General features: G+C 36.7%; 16 protein-coding genes. 12 read left to right on the forward strand and 4 right to left on the reverse strand.

What is annotated here, in order from left to right:
* Positions 1-310 precede the first annotated feature (310 nt).
* Genes rfbF through NYE70_RS15135 form a run of 10 tightly spaced genes read left to right on the forward strand, consistent with a single transcriptional unit; the run spans position 311 to position 11,157 of the window.
* Positions 311-1,090 (forward strand): glucose-1-phosphate cytidylyltransferase, encoded by a 780-nt coding sequence (gene rfbF / locus NYE70_RS15090; RefSeq protein WP_341046667.1) that lies wholly within the window; start codon positions 311-313, stop codon positions 1,088-1,090.
* 60 nt (positions 1,091-1,150) lie between these two features.
* The gene (locus NYE70_RS15095) at positions 1,151-2,209 is read left to right on the forward strand and encodes an NAD-dependent epimerase/dehydratase family protein (RefSeq protein ID WP_341046670.1); all 1,059 of its coding nucleotides are present in this window, start codon (positions 1,151-1,153) and stop codon (positions 2,207-2,209) included.
* A gap of 20 nt (positions 2,210-2,229) precedes the next feature.
* Positions 2,230-3,330 (forward strand): FkbM family methyltransferase, encoded by a 1,101-nt coding sequence (locus NYE70_RS15100; protein ID WP_341046671.1) that lies wholly within the window; start codon positions 2,230-2,232, stop codon positions 3,328-3,330.
* Between the two features lie 27 nt (positions 3,331-3,357).
* Positions 3,358-4,287, forward strand: coding sequence for a glycosyltransferase (locus tag NYE70_RS15105; RefSeq protein ID WP_341046673.1), 930 nt, complete (start codon positions 3,358-3,360; stop codon positions 4,285-4,287).
* 39 nt (positions 4,288-4,326) lie between these two features.
* Positions 4,327-5,358, forward strand: a complete 1,032-nt coding sequence (locus tag NYE70_RS15110) for a polysaccharide biosynthesis protein (protein ID WP_341046674.1) — start codon at positions 4,327-4,329, stop codon at positions 5,356-5,358.
* A 1-nt stretch (position 5,359) separates the two neighbouring features.
* On the forward strand, positions 5,360-6,484 hold the full coding sequence (wecB, locus tag NYE70_RS15115; RefSeq protein WP_341046675.1) for a non-hydrolyzing UDP-N-acetylglucosamine 2-epimerase: 1,125 nt from the start codon (positions 5,360-5,362) through the stop codon (positions 6,482-6,484).
* A 3-nt stretch (positions 6,485-6,487) separates the two neighbouring features.
* Positions 6,488-7,348: a dTDP-4-dehydrorhamnose reductase family protein gene (locus tag NYE70_RS15120; RefSeq protein ID WP_341046677.1), complete on the forward strand. Its 861-nt coding sequence runs from the start codon at positions 6,488-6,490 to the stop codon at positions 7,346-7,348.
* 30 nt (positions 7,349-7,378) lie between these two features.
* Positions 7,379-8,554 carry a glycosyltransferase gene (locus tag NYE70_RS15125; RefSeq protein WP_341046679.1) on the forward strand — a complete coding sequence of 392 codons (1,176 nt, stop codon included), beginning with the start codon at positions 7,379-7,381 and terminating at the stop codon, positions 8,552-8,554.
* Positions 8,555-8,586: 32 nt separating this feature from the next.
* A complete protein-coding gene (locus NYE70_RS15130) occupies positions 8,587-9,843 on the forward strand; it encodes a UDP-glucose dehydrogenase family protein (protein ID WP_341046681.1) in 1,257 nt (418 codons plus the stop codon).
* 9 nt (positions 9,844-9,852) lie between these two features.
* Entirely contained in the window at positions 9,853-11,157 is a 1,305-nt protein-coding gene (locus tag NYE70_RS15135; RefSeq protein ID WP_341046682.1) for a glycosyltransferase, read from the forward strand.
* A 113-nt stretch (positions 11,158-11,270) separates the two neighbouring features.
* On the opposite strand, the gene NYE70_RS15140 is transcribed toward NYE70_RS15135, so the two are convergent.
* The 3 genes from NYE70_RS15140 to NYE70_RS15150 are packed head-to-tail and all read right to left on the reverse strand — an operon-like array spanning position 11,271 to position 16,520.
* Positions 11,271-13,331: a glycosyltransferase family 2 protein gene (locus tag NYE70_RS15140; RefSeq protein ID WP_341046684.1), complete on the reverse strand. Its 2,061-nt coding sequence runs from the start codon at positions 13,329-13,331 to the stop codon at positions 11,271-11,273.
* A gap of 33 nt (positions 13,332-13,364) precedes the next feature.
* Positions 13,365-15,428, reverse strand: coding sequence for a glycosyltransferase (locus tag NYE70_RS15145; protein WP_341046685.1), 2,064 nt, complete (start codon positions 15,426-15,428; stop codon positions 13,365-13,367).
* A 24-nt stretch (positions 15,429-15,452) separates the two neighbouring features.
* Positions 15,453-16,520: a tetratricopeptide repeat-containing glycosyltransferase family 2 protein gene (locus NYE70_RS15150; RefSeq protein WP_341046687.1), complete on the reverse strand. Its 1,068-nt coding sequence runs from the start codon at positions 16,518-16,520 to the stop codon at positions 15,453-15,455.
* Positions 16,521-16,718: 198 nt separating this feature from the next.
* On the opposite strand from NYE70_RS15150, the gene NYE70_RS15155 reads away from it, so the two are divergent.
* Together NYE70_RS15155 and tagD are read left to right on the forward strand one after the other, a co-directional pair.
* Complete coding sequence (locus tag NYE70_RS15155; RefSeq protein ID WP_341046688.1) at positions 16,719-18,221, forward strand: CDP-glycerol glycerophosphotransferase family protein; 1,503 nt, start codon at positions 16,719-16,721, stop codon at positions 18,219-18,221.
* A 12-nt stretch (positions 18,222-18,233) separates the two neighbouring features.
* Entirely contained in the window at positions 18,234-18,620 is a 387-nt protein-coding gene (gene tagD / locus NYE70_RS15160; protein WP_341046690.1) for a glycerol-3-phosphate cytidylyltransferase, read from the forward strand.
* Between the two features lie 41 nt (positions 18,621-18,661).
* On the opposite strand, the gene NYE70_RS15165 is transcribed toward tagD, so the two are convergent.
* A complete protein-coding gene (locus tag NYE70_RS15165; RefSeq protein WP_341046691.1) occupies positions 18,662-20,614 on the reverse strand; it encodes a glycosyltransferase in 1,953 nt (650 codons plus the stop codon).
* Positions 20,615-20,617: the final 3 nt, after the last annotated feature.

Raw genomic sequence — 20,617 nt, forward strand, 5'->3', positions numbered from 1 at the left:
TTCATGTTAAATCCGCTTCTCAATCTATGGAGCATTATAATTGTCCCCATAAAATCTGTCCAGTGTAATCGGTAACAATCACTCAACGTACTAATAATTAATTAAGAAGACACCGATATAATGAGTACTAGCAAGTGAGGGGAATGAAGCAAGAGTGCTAGAATCTAACACGTGTAGTTTGAACAGGGGACATGCTCTTCGGAAGGAAATATTAGGAATGCTGGTTTGAGTATAAATAGGGACAACCGCTTTGTTATAATGAAAGAACATTATGTAATCCAATAACTGTAGTTAGGGTGTGACATTAATAATGAAAGTAGTTATCCTAGCAGGTGGATATGGAACTAGAATAAGTGAAGAAAGCCATTTAAGGCCAAAGCCTATGGTTGAGATTGGAGACAAGCCTATCTTATGGCATATCATGAAAATATACAGTCACTTTGGATATAACGATTTTATCATTTGCCTAGGGTATAAAGGTTACGCTATAAGGGAATTCTTCGCCAATTACTTTCTTCATGCATCAGATGTAACTTTTGACTTTGCAAATAATAATAAATTAACTATTCATAATAACGTATCAGAACCATGGCGTGTAACACTAGTGGATACAGGATTGGATACAATGACTGGCGGAAGAATAAAGAGAATACAAAAGTATTTAGATAATGAACCTTTTATGTTGACATATGGGGATGGGGTTTCAGACGTAAATATCAATGATCTAGAAAAGTATCATTTAAACTCTGATGCTTTAATCACAATGACAGCGGTTCAACCTGGTGGTCGCTTCGGAGTATTAGATATCAACGACTCAACAAGTTTGGTTGAAAGATTTGTTGAAAAGTCAAAGGAGGACGGCGGTTGGATTAATGGTGGATTCATGGTGATTGACCCTAAAGTTTTAGATTATATAGAAGGCGATGATACTGTATTTGAAATTTCCCCTATGGAGAGAGTGGTAAACAAGGGGAAGCTGAGTGCATTTAAACATCCTGGTTTTTGGTATTGCATGGACACCATGCGAGATAAAATTATATTGGACAGGCTTTGGGTAACCAAGGAAGCCCCCTGGAAATTATGGGAGTAAAAATAAAACTAACTATATGGAGAAAGGCTGAGAAGGATGTCTCGAATTACCTTGGAAGATATGAAGTTCATCTACGATTCATTGAGCAATGATAATAAACATGCAATGGAAGGCAAAACCATCCTTGTGACCGGTTATGCAGGCTCACTTGGATATTCCTTAATGCATTTTTTTAAAGAATACGGTGATTTACTAGGAATAAAAAAAGTGTTTGGAATTGATAATTATATGTTCGGCAAACCTCAATGGGTCGAGAAAATTTCCAAAAACACTTTGTTTGATTTACGTGAAGATGACATTATTCAATGTGATCTTGAATTCGCTGGTAGTGCGGATCTGATTTTTCATATGGCCTCCCTTGCATCTCCTGTTTATTATCGTCAGTTTCCAATCGAGACAATCGATGCTGATGTCACCGGACTCCGCAGGTTACTTGACTTTTACAAAGATAAAAACATTCAAGGTCTCCTGTTCTTCTCTAGTAGTGAAATTTATGGAGATCCACATTTTTCTCAAATTCCAACTCCTGAAAGCTATTGGGGTAATGTTAATACTTGCGGTCCCAGAGCATGCTATGATGAGTCAAAGCGATTTGGAGAAACTTTGTGTTATAACTTTGCACGTATTTACAATATGCCTATTACGATTGTCCGACCATTTAATAACTATGGACCAGGTATGAGAATAAATGATCAAAGAGTTGTAGCGGATTTTGCAAAAGCAGTCATAGATAACCAAGATATTGTTATATATTCAGATGGAAAGCCAACACGCACGTTCGATTATATCCCCGATGCAATAGTTGGATACATTAAATGCGTTCTTTTTGGTAACTTTGAAGTATTTAATATTGGTTCTGACGGACCCGAACTTTCAATCTATGAGTTAGCAGAGTTATACAAAAAGGTAGGAAAAGAACTCTTTGATTATGATGGGGAAATAGTTTTCAGAGACCATTCAGATAAAGATTATTTGATCGATAACCCCAACCGACGCTGCCCGGATATCACAAAAGCTAGAAATTTCCTTGAATACGAACCTCGGATTCATATTGAGGAAGGTATTAGACGATATTTAAAATACATCAATGAGTGTGAACGGAGTGAAATTGAGTGGTAAATAGATTTTCTACCGATATTTTGGCAAATGAGCCGAATCAATTAAAATATTTGACTTCCCTATGTTCACAATCGATAAACTCAGATAAACCAATTATCCTATTTGGTTCAGGAACAATTGGAAAGTTATATCTGCAATTTCTCAGAAAAAATAATTTTATGAGCGATATTTTTTTCTGCGATAACAATCTTGCAGTGTGTGGAACATTGATTGAGGATGTTCCCGTTATTAGCTTCAATGAGCTTATAGATAAATATAACCACAGTTATATTATTGTATCTTCTTTAGAGTATTTTGATGAAATTGCCCTCCAATTAAAAGACAATCATTTATCCTACATTATGGACACGGGAGTACATCTTGCTCTGTTAGATACCGAAAATACTCTCAAATCATTTCAAGGATATTCTTCGTTAATCGAAAAAAACTTGACCCAATTTCAAAAAGCATATGACCTGTTATCTGACGAGCTATCCAAAAAAATATTCTGCGATAGAATTAATTACTGTAATACAGTGAGTTCAAAATACCTTACTCCATTAAAAAGCAATTGTCCACAGTATTTTGACCCTGATATTATCAAACTGTCTGATCAAGAAGTTTTTATAGACGGCGGTGCATATACCGGTGATACGGTAGAAGAATTCCTAAAAGCAACGGATGGAATGTTTAAGAAAGTATATTCCTTTGAACCTGAGGAGAACAAACACAACAGTTTCAAGCAGGTTACAGGAGGAGACGAACGGATTCAACTTATGCCGTACGGCTTATGGAGTAAGCCGGAAATTCTTCGCTTTAATGCGCAAGGAAACTATGCCAGCGGATTAAATGAGGTTGGGAATGTTGAGATACCTGTAACTTCAATAGATGAGGTTCTGAAAGGGGCCCCTGTTACATTTATAAAAATGGATATTGAGGGGGCAGAACTTGAGGCGTTAAAGGGAGCGAGGGAATCTATTAGAAAGTATAAGCCTAAGTTGGCAATCTGCGTATATCACAAACCGCTTGATATTGTAGATATACCATTATATCTAACAGAACTGGTTCCAGAATATAAAATCTACTTTAGACATTATAGCGTAAGTATGTACGAGACGGTATGCTATGCAGTTACTAATTAATTTCTTTTCGGAAAGGTTAAAGGCTATATGACATGTTCTAATCCATTAGTTTCTATTATAATCCCCGTATTTAATGGATCTAACTTTCTACGGGAAGCAATTGATAGTGCTCTAAATCAGACATATCCGAATATTGAGGTAATTGTCGTTAATGATGGTTCCAATGATAATCGCCTGACCGAAGAAATTGCTATAAGCTACAAGAATCAAATTCAATACTATTATAAAGAAAATGGCGGCGTAGGGAGCGCTTTGAATTTAGGAATTGAAAAAATGAAAGGTGACTATTTCTCATGGTTAAGCCATGACGACTTATATACCCCTCAAAAGATTGATTCTCAGATAAGCATACTCAAAAATTATGAAGACAAAACACTTATTGTTACGGGAGGCTATAAAATAATTGATAAGTTTAATAATTATCAATACGACGTATCCCCACTCTCCAAATATAAAAAAGAGAAATTGGAAGGGTCTCCCCTGCTCGCTTTAATGCGTGGGGCTATTCACGGATGTTCAATCTTGATTCATAAAAGCCACTTTCATAAAACAGGTGTTTTTCGTACTGATTTACCAACTACACAAGACTACGACTTCTTTTTTCGATTACTTCGTGGAAAAAGGATTATCTTTCAAGAAGAACTTTATGTTCTATCAAGAGAACACGAGGATCAGGGAAGTAAGCGTATAAAATCTCATGTTAATGAATGCAACCAATTATGGATTGGATTCCTGAATAATATATCACCTGAGGAAAAAATTCAAATCAGCGGCTCAGTGTTTTTATTCTACAAAGAAACATGGGCATTTTTGAAAACTGAAAGACCCTATTATACAAAGGCAATTGAATATGCCAGATCCTGTGCTATAAAAGAGGCTCAACAATATCATTTACTTCACGGTGATAATGCACTAAATAGTGAAGAAGTTCGCTTTTTGTCTTCCTTTGAATTTTGAGGACTATAAAATCATGATCTAGCTATTTGAGGTGATAGTTTGTTTAAAGATAAAACGTTATTAATTACTGGGGGTACGGGATCTTTCGGAAATGCAGTACTTCGACGTTTTTTGGACACTGAAATTAAAGAGATTAGAATATTCTCACGTGATGAAAAAAAGCAAGACGACATGCGTAATGAATTTAAAAGTTCAAAAATCAAGTTTTTTATTGGAGATGTAAGAGAGCGTTCAAGTCTTCAGTCAGCGACGGTTGGTGTGGATTATATCTTTCACGCAGCAGCCCTAAAGCAGGTTCCATCATGTGAATTTTTCCCGCTAGAGGCTGTTCGAACAAACGTATTGGGTACAGAAAATGTACTCGAGGTTGCTATAGCGAATGAAGTGGAAAAAGTTATTTGCTTATCTACTGATAAGGCTGTTTATCCAATAAATGCGATGGGAATGTCTAAAGCATTAATGGAGAAGCTGGCATTCTCAAAATCGAGACTGCATGGAAGTGGAAAAACAGTAATATCTGTAACTCGATATGGTAATGTCATGGCATCCCGTGGTTCGGTAATCCCATTGTTTGTTAGACAGATTAAGAATGGACTCCCCATAACTATTACCGATCCGAAAATGACTCGATTTATGATGTCACTTGATGAAGCCGTTGATCTTGTCCTATTCGCATTTAATCATGCAAAAGGAGGAGAGCTATTCGTTCAAAAATCACCGGCTGCGACAATTGGTGCCCTTGGGGTAGCTCTGAATAATATATTTAAAGCAAATATTCCAATTGAGTTTATTGGCACTCGGCATGGTGAAAAGCTCCACGAAACTTTATTGACGAGGGAAGAGTGGGTCAAGGCGATCAACTTAGAAGATTTTTATATGGTACCTTTAGATGACCGTGATTTAAATTATGGAAAATACTTTATCCAAGGCCAGCACAAAGTCTCAGAGGCGGAAGATTACAATTCCTTAAATACCTATAGATTAAGTGCCACAGAACTAGAGAAGCTGTTGCTTTCCTTGCCTTATATCCAAGGTGAATTAGAATCTTCAAAACATAGTGAGGGTATTTAAAATGAAGGTCATGACGATTCTTGGGACCCGCCCAGAAATCATAAAACTTTGTTGTGTAATTGCTGAATTAGACAAGTTTACTGATCATATTCTCGTTCACACGGGGCAGAATTACGATTATGAATTAAACGAAATTTTTTTTGAAGAAATGAACATTAGAAAGCCTGATGTATTTTTGAAAACCGCTGGGGCTAATCCCTCTGAAACTATAGGGAATGTGATTATCAAGTCTGATGAGATATTTAAGCAATATCGTCCAGATGCTTTATTGCTGTATGGTGATACTAATTCTTGTCTATCCGTTATTTCAGCAAAACGAAATAAAATTCCGATATTTCATATGGAAGCCGGAAATAGATGCTTTGATCATCGCGTTCCAGAAGAGGTTAACAGAAAGATTGTCGATCATCTCAGTGATGTTAATATGACACTAACAGAACACGCCCGGAGATATTTAATATCAGAAGGACTTCCCCCGGAGTTGATTTTCAAGACCGGATCAAGTATGAATGAAGTTTTAAACCATCATTCAGAAAAAATTCATCAAAGCAAGGTACTGGACAAATTGAATTTAAAGTATAAAGACTATTTTGTTGTAAGCGCGCATCGTGAAGAAAATATCGAATCACTCGATAACATTAATAACTTAATTAGAACGTTAAATGGTATTGCTGAAACCTATCATAAACGCGTTATTGTCTCCACACATCCAAGAACAAGAAAACGTCTTGATCAACTTGGAATTGAATTTAACAAGCTAATTGAGTTTATGAAGCCACTAGGTTTTGCAGACTATATTCAATTACAAAGGAATGCATACTGTGTAATCTCGGATAGTGGTACGATTACAGAAGAAGCTTCATTATTACGTTTCCCTGCAATAACCATTCGAGAAGCACATGAACGACCTGAAGGCATGGATGAAGGAACCCTAATAATGAGTGGGTTGTGTCTTGAAAATGTGCTGTTGGCAATAGATGTAGTAGTTTCGCAACACGTTGATGATAGAACCTTCCCTCAAGAGGTTAAGGATTATGAAGCAAACTCTGTGGCAAAAAAAGTAGTACGTATTATCATGAGTTACACCGACTATATTAATCAAACGGTTTGGAAAATCAGGAGATGATTGGTGGTTAAGGAAGTAATGAATATTGTAGTTTTAGGAGCTACTGGCATGGCTGGCCATTTAATTTCATTGTTTCTAGAAGAACAGGGATATCAAGTATATCGTATGTCTCGAAGTATTACTCCTTCGAAGAATGCGAGACGAATAGATGCAACTGATTTTCAAACTCTCCTGCATTGGCTTGATCACGTTGACCCTTCGATAATTATTAACGCAATCGGATTACTTCAAAAGGAGTGTAATGCTCAACCTCACCAAGCGATATTAATTAACTCTTACTTACCTCATTTGCTCGAACAACATTTTAGTAAGACGACAACACGTTTGATTCATTTAAGTACTGATTGTGTGTTTTCAGGAAAAACCGGAGGATATTCAGAAAATTCAATTCCTGACGGAATGACGATTTATGACCGTTCCAAAGCGCTTGGCGAAATAATTAATTCAAAGGATCTCACTTTTAGAATGTCTATTATTGGTCCTGATATTTCTCATAATGCTACAGGTTTGTTCCATTGGTTTATGAAGCAACAAGGAAATATTCAGGGATTTACAAAGGTGATATGGAATGGCGTCACAACGATTGAACTCTCTAAGGCGATAGATGCAGCAATTCAACAAAACTTATCCGGGCTCTACCAATTAGTGCCCGATCAACACATCAGTAAACATGATCTGATCAATCTTTTCAAACTCGAATTTAATAAGACAGACGTCGAAATTATTCCTTGTGAGGATTTTATTGTAAATAAGACTCTTGTCAATACAAGATCTGACTTTAATTTTAATATCTCCTCCTATTCCCAAATGATTTCAGAAATGGCCAAGTGGATTCACGATCACAAAGAACTATATAGCTATTAATATACGTGAGTGACAGATTGAGGTGTTTAGATGAGTGAAACATTGCAGAGAGTTCTGTTTGTAAATGGGGTACCTGTTGATAAGGGTGGCGTAGAAGCGGCAATTATGGAGGTATATAGAGGGGTTGACCGTAGTCGGCTTCTAATTGATTTTGCTGTGAGGAAACCCCAAAAAGGATATTTTCACGATGAAATTAAAAGATATGGTGGAAGAGTGTTCAACCTATTTGAGCATACCAAACATAAAGGTAATAAAAAGTGGAACTTTTTAATGGATATACACTCAATTATAAGCTTCTACAAATTATTAAAGAATAATGGTCCATTTTGCGCTGTACACATAGCTCATCCAATACTTGATGGATTTGTTATAATAGCAGCTAGATTAGCACGTGTTCCGGTCAGAATTGCACACAGTAATTATGTTGAAGTAGAAGATAAGAACCGTCCAAATTGGAGGAGACAGTTAACAAGGAAGTTACGATTGTTTTTCTGCAAAAGATTTGCTACTCATCTATGGGGTTGCTCAGCAGCAGCAATAGAATTCCAATTCGGAGGGAATGCGAAGGACATTCGTAGAGAAATTGTTCCCTGCCCGGTTGACTTTAATAGATTCATGTCAATCTCAATGAATAAAGAAAAGGCGTGTAAAGAACTGGGTATTTCCGCGAATAAGATTAACTTCATATGTGTAGGAAGATATGTTATGCAAAAAAATCAATTATTCCTTGTTGATTGTTTTGCAGAAATGACAAAAATGCGAGCAGATCTTCAATTAATCCTGGTAGGCTCTGGTCCTTTGGAAACCGAGATCAGACAGCGTGCCAATGAATATCGCATCCAGGAACATTTACTAATGCTTGATGCAAACACTTACATCCCTCTTGTATTGGCTGCAGCTAATTTTTTTATTTTACCATCTATTTCGGAAGGATTAGGTATTGCCCTTCTTGAAGCTCAAGCATCTGGCCTTCACTGTTTTGCATCCGATGCATGTCAACCGGAAGCAAATCTGGGCCTTGTTGAATATGTGTCCCTTAAAAAGGGACCTCAGTACTGGGCCACCCACATTTTGTCCCAAATTGAAAATGAGAGTACCCACGAAAGGCAGCTTGACAAGGAGCACCTTAGCAAATTTGAGACTTCTTATGTAGCACCTCGTATGCAACATGTCTACCTTTCAGGGATCAGATATTCTGATGCCTAGAAACCAGCAATTACAATAGGGGGGTTAAGAATTTGAATTATTCAATTACTGTATTGGGACTTGGATTTGTTGGAATGACCACTGCATTGACATTTGCGGAGAAGAATCACCAAGTGTATGGTTATGATATTGACACGAAAAGAATGAACTTAATTAGACAAGGGCTCCTTCCCTTTTCCGAACCAGGACTAGATCAAGCCTTAATTCGACATCTAGGTCAAGGGTTTAATATAGTGGAAGATGCAGAATCTGCGGTTAGAAAAAGTGACTTTGTCTTTTTATGTGTCGGAACTCCTGCAGGAGAAAACGGAGAAGCAGATCTAAGTTATATTTACGATGCTGTTCAGATGTTTTCTTCGGTCTTACACGATGGTAAACATAGAGTTATTGTTGTAAAGTCTACAATTCCCCCTTCAACAACATCAGAAAGGATTATTCCTTATATGAAGGAAAATGGTTTATATCCTGGAGATATGTTTAGTGTGGCCAATAACCCTGAATTTTTGAGGGAGGGGAAATGCTGGGAAGATGCAATGAACGCTGATCGAATCGTTTGTGGCGTAGAGGATCACAAGGCAGATATTATGCTTCGCTCATTGTACAGCAAATTCGACGCTCCATTTTTTGCAGTTTCACTAAACACGGGTGAATATATAAAGTATCTTTCTAATACTTTATTGGCTACGATGATAAGCTATTCAAATGAAATGTCTAAAATAGCACATGCAGTAGGAGGAATCCAGATTAAGGAGGCATTCGAGATATTACACTTAGACCGTCGCTGGGAAAGTGGTGATATGGCCTCTTATGTGTATCCTGGTTGTGGCTACGGTGGCTATTGTTTACCAAAAGATACAATGGCCATGTATGCCACAGGTAGTGCAAAAGGCTACGAACCAAAGATATTAAAGGAAGTAATAGAAGTAAACAATTCGATGCCTCAATTCATGGCAGAGAGGATTATGCATATCGCAAACCCGTCTGACAAAATAGGAATATTGGGACTATCGTTCAAGCCAGGGTCAGACGATGTTAGAGATAGTTCTTCTGCAAAAATAATTGAGATCCTATTGAATGAAGGTTATGGAAACCTGTTGGCGTATGATCCAATCGCAAATGCGGCCTTTTCTGAAAAATATAGCTTTAAAGAAATAAAATACTGTAGAAATTTAAGTAGCATTGGTGAAGAATCCGATATTTTTGTACTTGTAACTGCTTGGGAGGAGTTTAAAAAAATCAAAGTTTTATATTCTGAAAAACCCATAATAGACTGCAGGTATTTCTTATGAGGTGATAACATGCCGCTTTTAAGCATCATTATACCAGTATATAATGTTCAGAATTATTTGGACGAATGTTTAATAAGTATACTTAATCAGGAATTTAAGGACTATGAGATTATTCTAATTAATAATGCTTCAAAGGATAATAGTGGCGCAATATGTGATAGCTATGCTCTAAAACATCCTCAAATTAAAGTAATTCATCTTGAGGTAAACGCACTCCCTGGAGGAGCCCGAAATGTGGGATTACAGCATGCAGTCGGGGAGTATATCCATTTTTGCGATAGCGACGATTACTATTTAACAGGGAGCCTATCAAAAGTCGCCGATACGCTAATTTCATTTTCCCCATCAGTTCTAATTGGACAATTTATTTGTAATCCAGAGAAAGGAGCATTTTTTACTAATGATGTGCCTCTCTCGCAGGAAATATTTAATCAGGGTAACGCAGACCAAATCGTACAGTATTTACTTAGCATTCCTAATCTACTCGCAACACCGTGGAGAGTTATTTTAAAACGAAGTTTTTTAATCTCCCAAGAACTGTTTTTTATAGAGGGCTACTTTGCAGAAGATGAGGAATGGATCCCTAGAGTTTTATGCAGTTCAGATTCTTTTGCTTTGTGTTCAGAACCATTTTATTGCTATCGGCCCAGATCCAATGGTTCCTATACCTCAACTAAAACATATCTGCACACCAGATCCCACCTTAAGGTTGCCATAAATTTATTGAGATTTTTATATAACAACAAATATAAAGGTACTCGATATAAGTTCATTTGTACTCGTATAAAATTCCTGATAGGTCTTTTTTCGACTCGTTGCGATACCATTAATGAAAAAGAAATGTGCGAACTAGCTTCTATTATTGAGAGTAATATAGATATCATTTCTTATTATAGTGAGCTTTCACAATCGATTACTTTATTTGATTTTATCAACCTTTATGGTTCTTACAAGGGCCTAGATATGTATTGCAAACATGTAGTGAAAAATACGCTTGAATTAGTGCTTGGAAATGAAGATCAAGATATATATATATTTCCGACCGGGTATAATGGAGAAGGTACAGCTCGTATGTTGAAAAACGCTGGGTATAACGTAAAGGGATTCCTCGATAACAGTTCAGTTAAGAACTCCTGTCTTGTGGATGATTTACCGGTTCAATACCCAGAAATACTCAAAAGTATTCCGCCAGACAGGTTAAAACGAACTTTTGTTATCATATCTATTCAAAGAGAAGACACAGCACTGATTTTATTGAACCAACTAAAAGAACTGGGTTTAAGTGATACTCAGTTTATACCTAGGTTCTACTAGATTGCATTGCACAGTTGAGAAAAGTAATGCTCCAAAATCCTTGATAGAATGGCTTCTTATACACCATCCTCCCAAAGATTTGGAGCCCTTTTCCTCAACCATACTTCCGGGTTTCAGATTGAAGTTAATTCCCCTTTATTGATTTCGCTTAAAACCTTTTGAGTTTCTTGATAAAAGTGATTTATAATTCCTTCTTTCTCAAAAACATTGATCATTTTTTCATTAGCCCACATTAGCTGAATACTCTCAACTTTCTCATCAATGGACATTTCCCCGGATTTAGAGATAATTTCCAGGCAGTTTACAACTGAAAAGTACATCTTTTCTACTAAAAAACTACTATTTTGCTTAGTTAGCTGATTCCAACTTTTCAACATCTCACTACTTTCTTCATATAGACGAACATAATCTAAATATCTTTCTTTATCAATTTTCGAATGATAATATGAAGTAGTTCTAATTCTATAGAAATGAAGTGATTTATCTATAGATACCAGAGATTTTGCAACTTTTAATAGATCCAAGCAAAATAAAGTATCATCTGCATGCTTAAGAAACCTTGAGTTTTCCACTCTATATTCGTGTAATTCTGTTATTACTGAAGATTTTATAAGTTTTCCCCAATAAACGCTAAACATAAAATAAAAAGACGGAAACAATTCGCCTATTCGGGTTATATCATCCGTAAAAAGCCCTGGACAGACCCGTTCTTCTCGCCGTAGAGTATTTCCATCGTAGAATTTCTCTGTCCCTCCAACTGCAATATCAGCATTTGTCTTTTTGGCAGCCAGATAAAGATCTCGTAAGAAATCAGGATGCAAATAATCATCACTATCCAACAAACACCAATATTCGGTCTGAAGATTTTCAAAATGAGCATCAAACTCTGGATGATTGGGTTGACCGTAGATTATACTATTTTTTTCATTTCTATAGTATTTTATTCGCTCATCTCGTAAAGCAAATTGCTCTATAATTTCTCCTGTTCTGTCTGTAGATCCATTGTCCAGAATGACCCACTTGAAATTAGAGAGACTCTGAGTCAAAACACTTTCAATACATTCCGAAATGTACGGCTCAACATTGTAGGCTAGAGTTCGAATCGTAATCAAAGGCTCACCATTATACTTTAAAGAAATGCTATCATTCCACTTTTGATTTACAATATCATATAATTCTCTATATATTTTTTTGATTTCATCATCAAAAATGGATTGCATCTTTTCAATTTTATAATTAATTTCTTCAAGATTCTTATATACTCCCTTGAATATTTCAGAATCCAGTGTTAATATCCACTCTTTATATTGACCAAGAACCTCTCGTTGAATGGAATTATTATCACTTAACAATCCATTGGCCAAGCAACTAAAAAGATTGCGGATGAGATAACTATTTAAATAATATATATATATTTCTTTCTTATGATTTTTATCACCATAAACTTCTACATTTTCTTTCACACTCTTAAAAACAGTTATTACATCACCGACATATTTCTTGGGAATTAAATGACCGGATTGTGTAACTTGTCCCTCCCTTTTTCTGTACGCATATACTTTAGAATCGATTAACAATATCCTATTCGCCTTCAGATAAGCGTGTGATATAAAAACCTGGTCCTCACCAAAGCTGACATTCTCAGGGAACTGTATATCTTTTAGAAGTCCCCTTGTATATAATTTCCCCCAACAATAAGGGAGTTGAAAAAGTTCCCGATTATCATAAATAGTTTTTTCTCCACTAATGTTCAAACTTGGATAGGCATTAAATATCCAGGCAAGCTCCTCAGACTTTTCATTAAACATATTGTGATGACCTACAACAATATCTGCTTTGCTGTTAATTGCATTTTCATACAGGATTTCCAGTGAAGATGGCATCAATAAATCATCCGCATCCAGAAAGGTTATATAGTCTCCCCTGGCCAAACCTAACCCTATATTTCTAGCCGATGATACTCCTTTGCCTACTTGCCTAACTAGTAATATTCTGTCATCGATTTCGGTGTAGCGTGAGACAATTTCACAACTACGATCCGAGGAATTGTCATCAACAACAATTAGCTCAAATTTCTCCAAAGTTTGAACTATAACTGATTCAATTGTTTCGGAAATATATTCTTCAACATTAAACATTGGCAAAATAATACTGATCTTAATATCCGTCTCCAAGGTTATATCCCCCAAGTCTATATAAATGTTAAATTACGCAAATAAATCTAGTTCAATTTTCTCGATTAATGATTGCACCTGTGCGTTTGGAAATTTAATTTGCTTTAAATAATATAATGAATCCTCTAACCTTTCTGTTTTCACCATTAAAAATCCCAAAAATGAAAGGATTTCATCATCTTTCTCGTACTTTAATAAGATGGTTCCAATCACTATGGCTAAATCCCACATCTCGATTTCGTGAAAATATTTAAGCATTAACTTCAGACTACTTATCTTATTTATAATATCTTCTTCAATAATGTGCCCTAAATCTTCAACTAGTTTCGATTCCTTCTGTAGCAGTTCTGCCAACTCCGTCATAGCACTAATCCTTTGAACATTGTGCTCGACTCTTAAAATATTCAGTTTTAAGAGTCTCTTCCTCTCTTCTCTGATCAAAATTATATTTAATAGTTGATTCATCCAATTTTCTATCTGCTCAGTTTTCTCCGGAATCTTTTCAAGCCAATAAAGCGCCTTATCATCATCACCTATTCCGTAATACACTGTCCCTAGATTGAGTAACGTTGTTGAATCAATAGGGTCTAATTGATGAGCCTTGGAGAGAAGTGGATAAACCCGTTCCATATCTTTTTTCTCAAAAGATGATATGGCCAAGTAATTCAAAATAGGAATAATGGGGCCGTTATATGATTCAACTGCGGACAAAATTTTTGATGGAGAGCTGGTCAAGATCTTATTAACTAAATATTCACTCGGATTTTGAAACAATTGATTAAACAGTTCATGCAACTTATCCGGATCAAGTTCTTTTTGAGCTTTTACAAAAAAGCTACTCACATTGAAGTATCCAGGCAGTTCTGATTGAATTAAACGCTTAAGGCCACTCACAAATAATTGTTCCTCTTGTTTTAGATCAATTTCTACATGTTCAACACTAAGAACAGCAAAATTTGATTTATTCAACATATCTTTAAGTTCTTCTAAACTCCAACATGTCATTTGCCGTTCTCCTAATCCCCCACCATTAACCAAATCTCTGACAGTAGAATAATTAGGGATATTAGGAAAGTCGACTATAAACATACCATCAGTTTTTAACAATGAATAACACTTATCCAGTGTCTCCTGCAGATTATGTGTGGTATTTAGGATAATACAATCGAATGATTCACCATGTAGTCTAGGATCTGAAATACTACTCATTAAAAGATGCTGCATTCTATTCTGTACTATTCTTGCACTATTGTTAGACTCGATACCATATACTTCTGCCCCAGGATATAATTGTTTAAGAAAAAGAAGTGAGGCGCCACAGCCGCATCCCACCTCTAATATACGAATAGGCTCCGCAATATCATTAGATAGTTGCGCATATAATCCCAATCGAGTTTTCGTTAATTCTGAACCAAAGCTCCACTTGGTCTTAAAGGCTCTTTCCATATTCGATGAATAAGAGTTTTCTTCTCCATAATGATGAACAAATACATGCTTACAAATCATGAGTTTGTAACTCGCTTGTGAGATTCGCAAACAGTAGTCGGTTGCCATTAGATTTCCGTCTAACTTCTCATCGAATGGGCCAATTTCTTGAATAATGCTCCTTTTTATGAACATGCAGAAATCCGAGATGATGAGCTTCTCTACTTGTCCAAAACTGCGGTTGCAATAATGCCCGTAACTAACCATATCTTCAATCGTATTGTACTCAACTTCAACAGCTTGGTCGCCCTCAGCAAAGTTTGTAATCGGACCAACGGCAGCAATGCTCTCATCTTGATATAAGGACTGCATCAAATATTCCAGCCAATACTCTGTTACTAACGTATCACTATGCAAAAACAAGAAACTCTCTCCGGTAGCAACTTGCATCCCGATATTCCAAGCCTGCCCTTGGGTCAATTGACCTTCATGAAACAGTGTGAGTATATCCGTCTGCTCCTTGAGCCAATTCCTCAAGGGAGAGTTACCATGCTCTACAATAATCAACTCATAATTACTTGAATCGGTAGATCTTCGTATACTGTTTACTGCATCCTGTGTAAATTCAAAGTGATCTGACGAACATTCCATTATAATACTTGCTTTTTCCATGTGCTAATCTCCTATAGCTTTTGATTATTTATACAATTCTAATCTATCCCAAGCTGGTCTATAATCATATGCCGCTGCCAACTTATATTGCTCGCTCGCTTTTACTAAATTGCCGGTAACTTCATAATAAACACCCAAATTATAATGCGCTGCAAAACTCCCAGTTCCGACCACGCTTCCTTCTTTCTCCGTTTCCCCAATTTCAAGTGCTTTCATATAGTACTGCTCTATAGTTGAAATCATATGCCCATATCGCACCGGGTCGCTCAAAATTAACTCCAGCAAATAAAGAGCCGAAACAAAATAAAAGTCGGGGTAATCGAACATAAACTCCTGTTCGTTTTGGATAACAGCTATCCCCTCTTCCAAATGCCCCGAGGCGATAATTGAATAAAGATAGTTAATTATTATACTTGCTGCATATCCTTCCATTCTGTTGATTGCTTGATAAGCTAATTTAAAATAATGAAAGGAACGCTCGTGATCTTCAATCCCTCGGTACTCTTTGGCAATTTGATAATGGTAATAAGAATCGTCAGGATTCTGATCAATTGCCTTGAGGAGAATTGGAATATTTCGATCGCTTTTTGTTTGCTGTAAGTAACCGTCGTGTTGAATCTCCACATTGACTTGGATTCTCGGAAGCTCAGATACAATTTGTTCATGTATCATTCCCACATATCTACAGTTGGCAGGGAACAACCTGGATATATATGTTATTTCATGATTAATTCCGTCGGAACCTGAAAAATCATCGATTCGCTTTACTTTTCCGATGGCTGGTCCTTTTGCAATAAAGGTCCGAATCGTATCATAACAATCATTTAATATATACTCATCCGCATCTAAGACCAGGCACCAATCGCAGCTTGTTTGATCTAAGGCATAATTGCGAGCCGCAGAAAAGTCATCAACCCATTGAAAATTGTATATTTTTGCTCCAAAGGCTCTAGCAATTTCAATGGTTTGATCTTTGGAACCCGTATCTACTATGATGATTTCATCAACGTATTTTGAAGTACTCTCAAGGCAGCGCAACAAAGTGCGTTCCTCATTTTTCACTATCATCACTAAAGAAATGGTTGGTTTCATAATTTACCTCTTTAAATAATTACATTTAATTTTATTATCGGTTTTTTTGTCGATTTCCAAGAGGGATTGCAATAAATATACCGAAAGAATTGGCTTCCAATTTTTTCACCTTGTGTAATTACTTTAAGGTACAGAGAATTTATCCGATAATATGAATATAGGTCTACATAACTTGCCATTAAGAAAGGACCCTAATATATGCAACGTCATGAAAAAATTAAAATAACCATGTTCCACTTGTCCTCATCAGGCTCCAACAACTATTATCTGTTCCAAGCTGCATCCGATGAGCTACGTTCCAAATACGACATCGAACTCCTGACGATGGAACAGGCAAAAAATAGCCGCTATATTGATCATAGCGACGTTTATATTACTACTCATGGAGAATATTTATCTGATTACGATAAAGTTAATATTGATTTATGGCATGGATTTCCGTTAAAAGGAATGGCCAAGATGGACAAGCAGGAATCGACTCCTGATGAACATATTGTTCAGCACTGGGCAAAAAAGGATATGATTATGTCATACTCCGCTCTTTACAATACAGCAATGAATGCCTGTAATGGCGGGAATATAGCTCAATACAAAATTACGGGACTTCCTCGGAATGATGCTCTTTTCTCTCCGAACAGCAAAGCTAATTTCAACAGGATATTTCCCGACTTAAATATCGATCAAGAAAAAATCATCTTTTTTATGCCGACATTCCGCCAATCCATTATGACTCCTGGAAAAATGGAAGGCGGGAAAAACACCCAGAATTTCTTCGGCTTATCCAGTTTCGATAAACAAGCGCTGATTTCTTTTCTTGATGAGCATGGCATTACACTGGTAGTCAAGCTTCATCCGTTTGAGGAAAGCTTCTTTGCCAAAGAATTAAAAGAATTTGGTTCACAAAGGATTCTTGTCTTAAATGATTCTCATTTAAGTACGGCACAAATGGATTTATATGACGTTCTCGGCGCAGCTGATATGCTGATTACAGATTATTCTTCTGTTTACATTGACTTCTTGTTACTGGATCGGCCCGTTCTATTCATTCCTACGGATTTAGATGAATACAGGGAAAATCGAGGACTACTATTTGAACCTTATGAACTCTGGACTCCTGGCCCTAAGATATATTCCCAAGATGCTTTGCATCAGGCTATTGCCCAATTTATATCCGAGCCTGAGTCATTTGCTGCAGAAAGAACAATGATTCGAAATCTATGTCATTATTATCAAGATAATAAAGCGTCAGAACGCATCTGGAGGATCATCGACGAGTATATTCAGGACAACATGGCAGTAATTCTGGAACGAAGGGATACATTCAATTCTCATAAACAGTTACAAAATCAAATTAAGCAGAGAATTCAGAAAATGATAGAGCAAGAACAGCTCGCTCAGGCAAACGAGGCTATTAACCGATATCTCGAAGCAAATTCTGCTGATCCTGATATTTTCGCTATGAATGGCATGCTTCATTTGCTGACCGGCAATCCCAAAGAAGCCATCAATTCTTTTGAGAAGGGCCACAACCATTTCCCTTGGGATGAAGATCTGCTCTATAACCTGGGCTATGTTTATGAAATGATTAATGACAATAATAATGCAATCAAATATTATCTGGAGGCTCAACAAAAGACTTCCCGGCCAGAAATGACTGCCCTACTTCAAGAGAGACTCGCAGCGTTATCTAACGAGTACTAGGAGGTTTCAATTTTGAAAAAAGTAATTACCTACGGTACCTTTGATCTTCTTCATTATGGACATATTCTCCTCCTCAAAAGGGCCAAAGAACTTGGAGACCATCTTACCGTCGCTCTTTCAACGGACGAATTCAACGCCATCAAAGGAAAGGGTGCCTACTTCTCCTATGAAGAACGAAAAATGATGCTGGAGGCAATTCGGTATGTGGATCAGGTTATTCCGGAATGCAACTGGGAGCAGAAGCCTTTGGATATCATGAAGTTAGACATTGACGTATTTGTTATGGGGAATGACTGGGAAGGCAAGTTCGATGAATTGAGAGATTATTGTGATGTTATTTATTTAACGAGAACCCCAGACATTTCAACAACTTCCATTAAAACAAACCTTAAAGGTTAAAAGGTTACACAAAAGCCACCTTGAACAGGTGGCTTTTAAGTTTACATTTTTATTTGCTCGTCGAGGAATTGCTCTACGAATGATATTGATATAAATTGAGGGAATTCCTCTTTGAATCTTTCAATGTAGTACGTCTTATTCTCAAGTTTAGAGTATTGAATTAAAAATCGATAAAGGTGTCTGGCCCCAGGCTCTTTTTGGATTGCAGCGTTCATAAATTCGACGGCTTCCTCTTCAAAATTTTGAACTGCATGATAAAAGCCTAAATTCTCAAGACTGTTAAAATCCAGCTCTTGCCGGGACAACAAAATAGAATAATAATTCATGGCCAAGTCCAGTAAATTAACACTATAAAAATAATTAGCTAGCTGATTTACAAGGCTACTTGTTTCGAATATTTTAACGAATCTGTCAAACAACTCGTATTCTTCTAATATAAATAGTTGCTTGGAAATAAGAAACAACTCTTCGGAATAGTTCTCTAACACAAGGCGGTCCTCAGGAATACCATCTTTGGAAATGAATTGAATCATGAAATCATTTAGTCCGGAAAACTGTCCATTCTCTAGCAATCCCGCTATTTTTTCGAGCGGTTGACAATCCTCCCAAATTAACGCACCTAATAGAGTTTGAACCCATCTATATAATTGGCTGTCCTCGTCTTTTTGAAATGATAAGCTCGTATAGCTTTCCCACTTCTCCTTATTTTGTTGGATTACAGCCAATCGTACCTGATCAGAATTGGTATATTGTTTCTCGTCCCGCACAAATGGCGCATATGCCTTTATTAATTCCTTTTTCCCTAAAGCTAACGCAACTTTATATACAAGCAGCATTTCTGTATCGTTCTTTTGATCGTAAATCTGATTTAGTAATTGATGCACTGATTCAGGGGTATCATTAAAACTTAACCATTCTACAAGCTTTATGAGAAACCTCGGATTCTTGTTGTTTTTATTCAGCATTTTTGAAAGCCAATAAATAGCCTGTTGATTATTGTTCAGTCTGAAGTAAATTTCAATCAACTGCTGTACAGGCATGTCAAAGCTATACATTGGGTCAACCAACCATATTTCCTGATTCTTGCTTGCTCTAGTCTCTGCTATTTCAATTGCTGTTGTATAGCACGCGATAGCTTCTTCAAAAAAACCCAGCGTTTCGTAGTGTACACCTTTAATAGCATAATACTCTGAATATTCCTTGTAATTTGAGAGTTTACTCTCTGTCCATTGCCATGAGTCATGCAGTTGGTTCTGTTTATAGTAAAGAGTGATGAGACCGACTAAGCAATGCGGGTACCAGACAACTTTGGAACTAGCACCTTTTAGCGCTTTTTCGTAACATTCCAAAGCCTGTTGCTCATCCTTAGCATACCGGTATTGATTTCCTAAAGTAAACCAGTCATAATCGCTCATCTTACTTTGACTCTTCATTTGATTAAAAATAAGCATATTGCGTTCATGCTTATTCTTCTCACTAACCCTTTGATTCTGATAACCCGTATGATAGATATTCAAATCGAGTTTTTTATGAAACAACTCCCCTTCAGAACCTCGGGTTAATTGTTCATGAATCGGTCGTTCAAAATGAATCCCCTTATAATTAGGAAATAATCTGGTTACTGGAGATGTTGTGATCTCATCCTGATAATCTTTATCCCCTGTAAAGTTAATAATCGGTAAGGTATAGGCTAAATGATGGAGCGGTTGCTCATTGTCAAGGAATTCATTCCACTTCGAGTAATCCTCAGCAGACAAATACTCATCTGCATCCATCACCAGAATCCACTTTCCTGTTGCATGACGAAGAGATTCATTGCGAGCAGCCGCAAAGTCATCAATCCAAGTGTAATTGAAAATCAAATCCGTATATCGCTCAGCAATTTCCTTGGTACGATCTATAGACCCTGTATCTACAATAACGATTTCGTCAGCTAAGCCCTTTAAGCTGTCCAGGCAGCGGGGTAACAGTTCTTCCTCATCCTTGACGATCATGCA

The sequence above is a fragment of the Paenibacillus sp. FSL R5-0407 genome (assembly GCF_038009185.1).
Classification (GTDB): domain Bacteria; phylum Bacillota; class Bacilli; order Paenibacillales; family Paenibacillaceae; genus Fontibacillus; species Fontibacillus vini.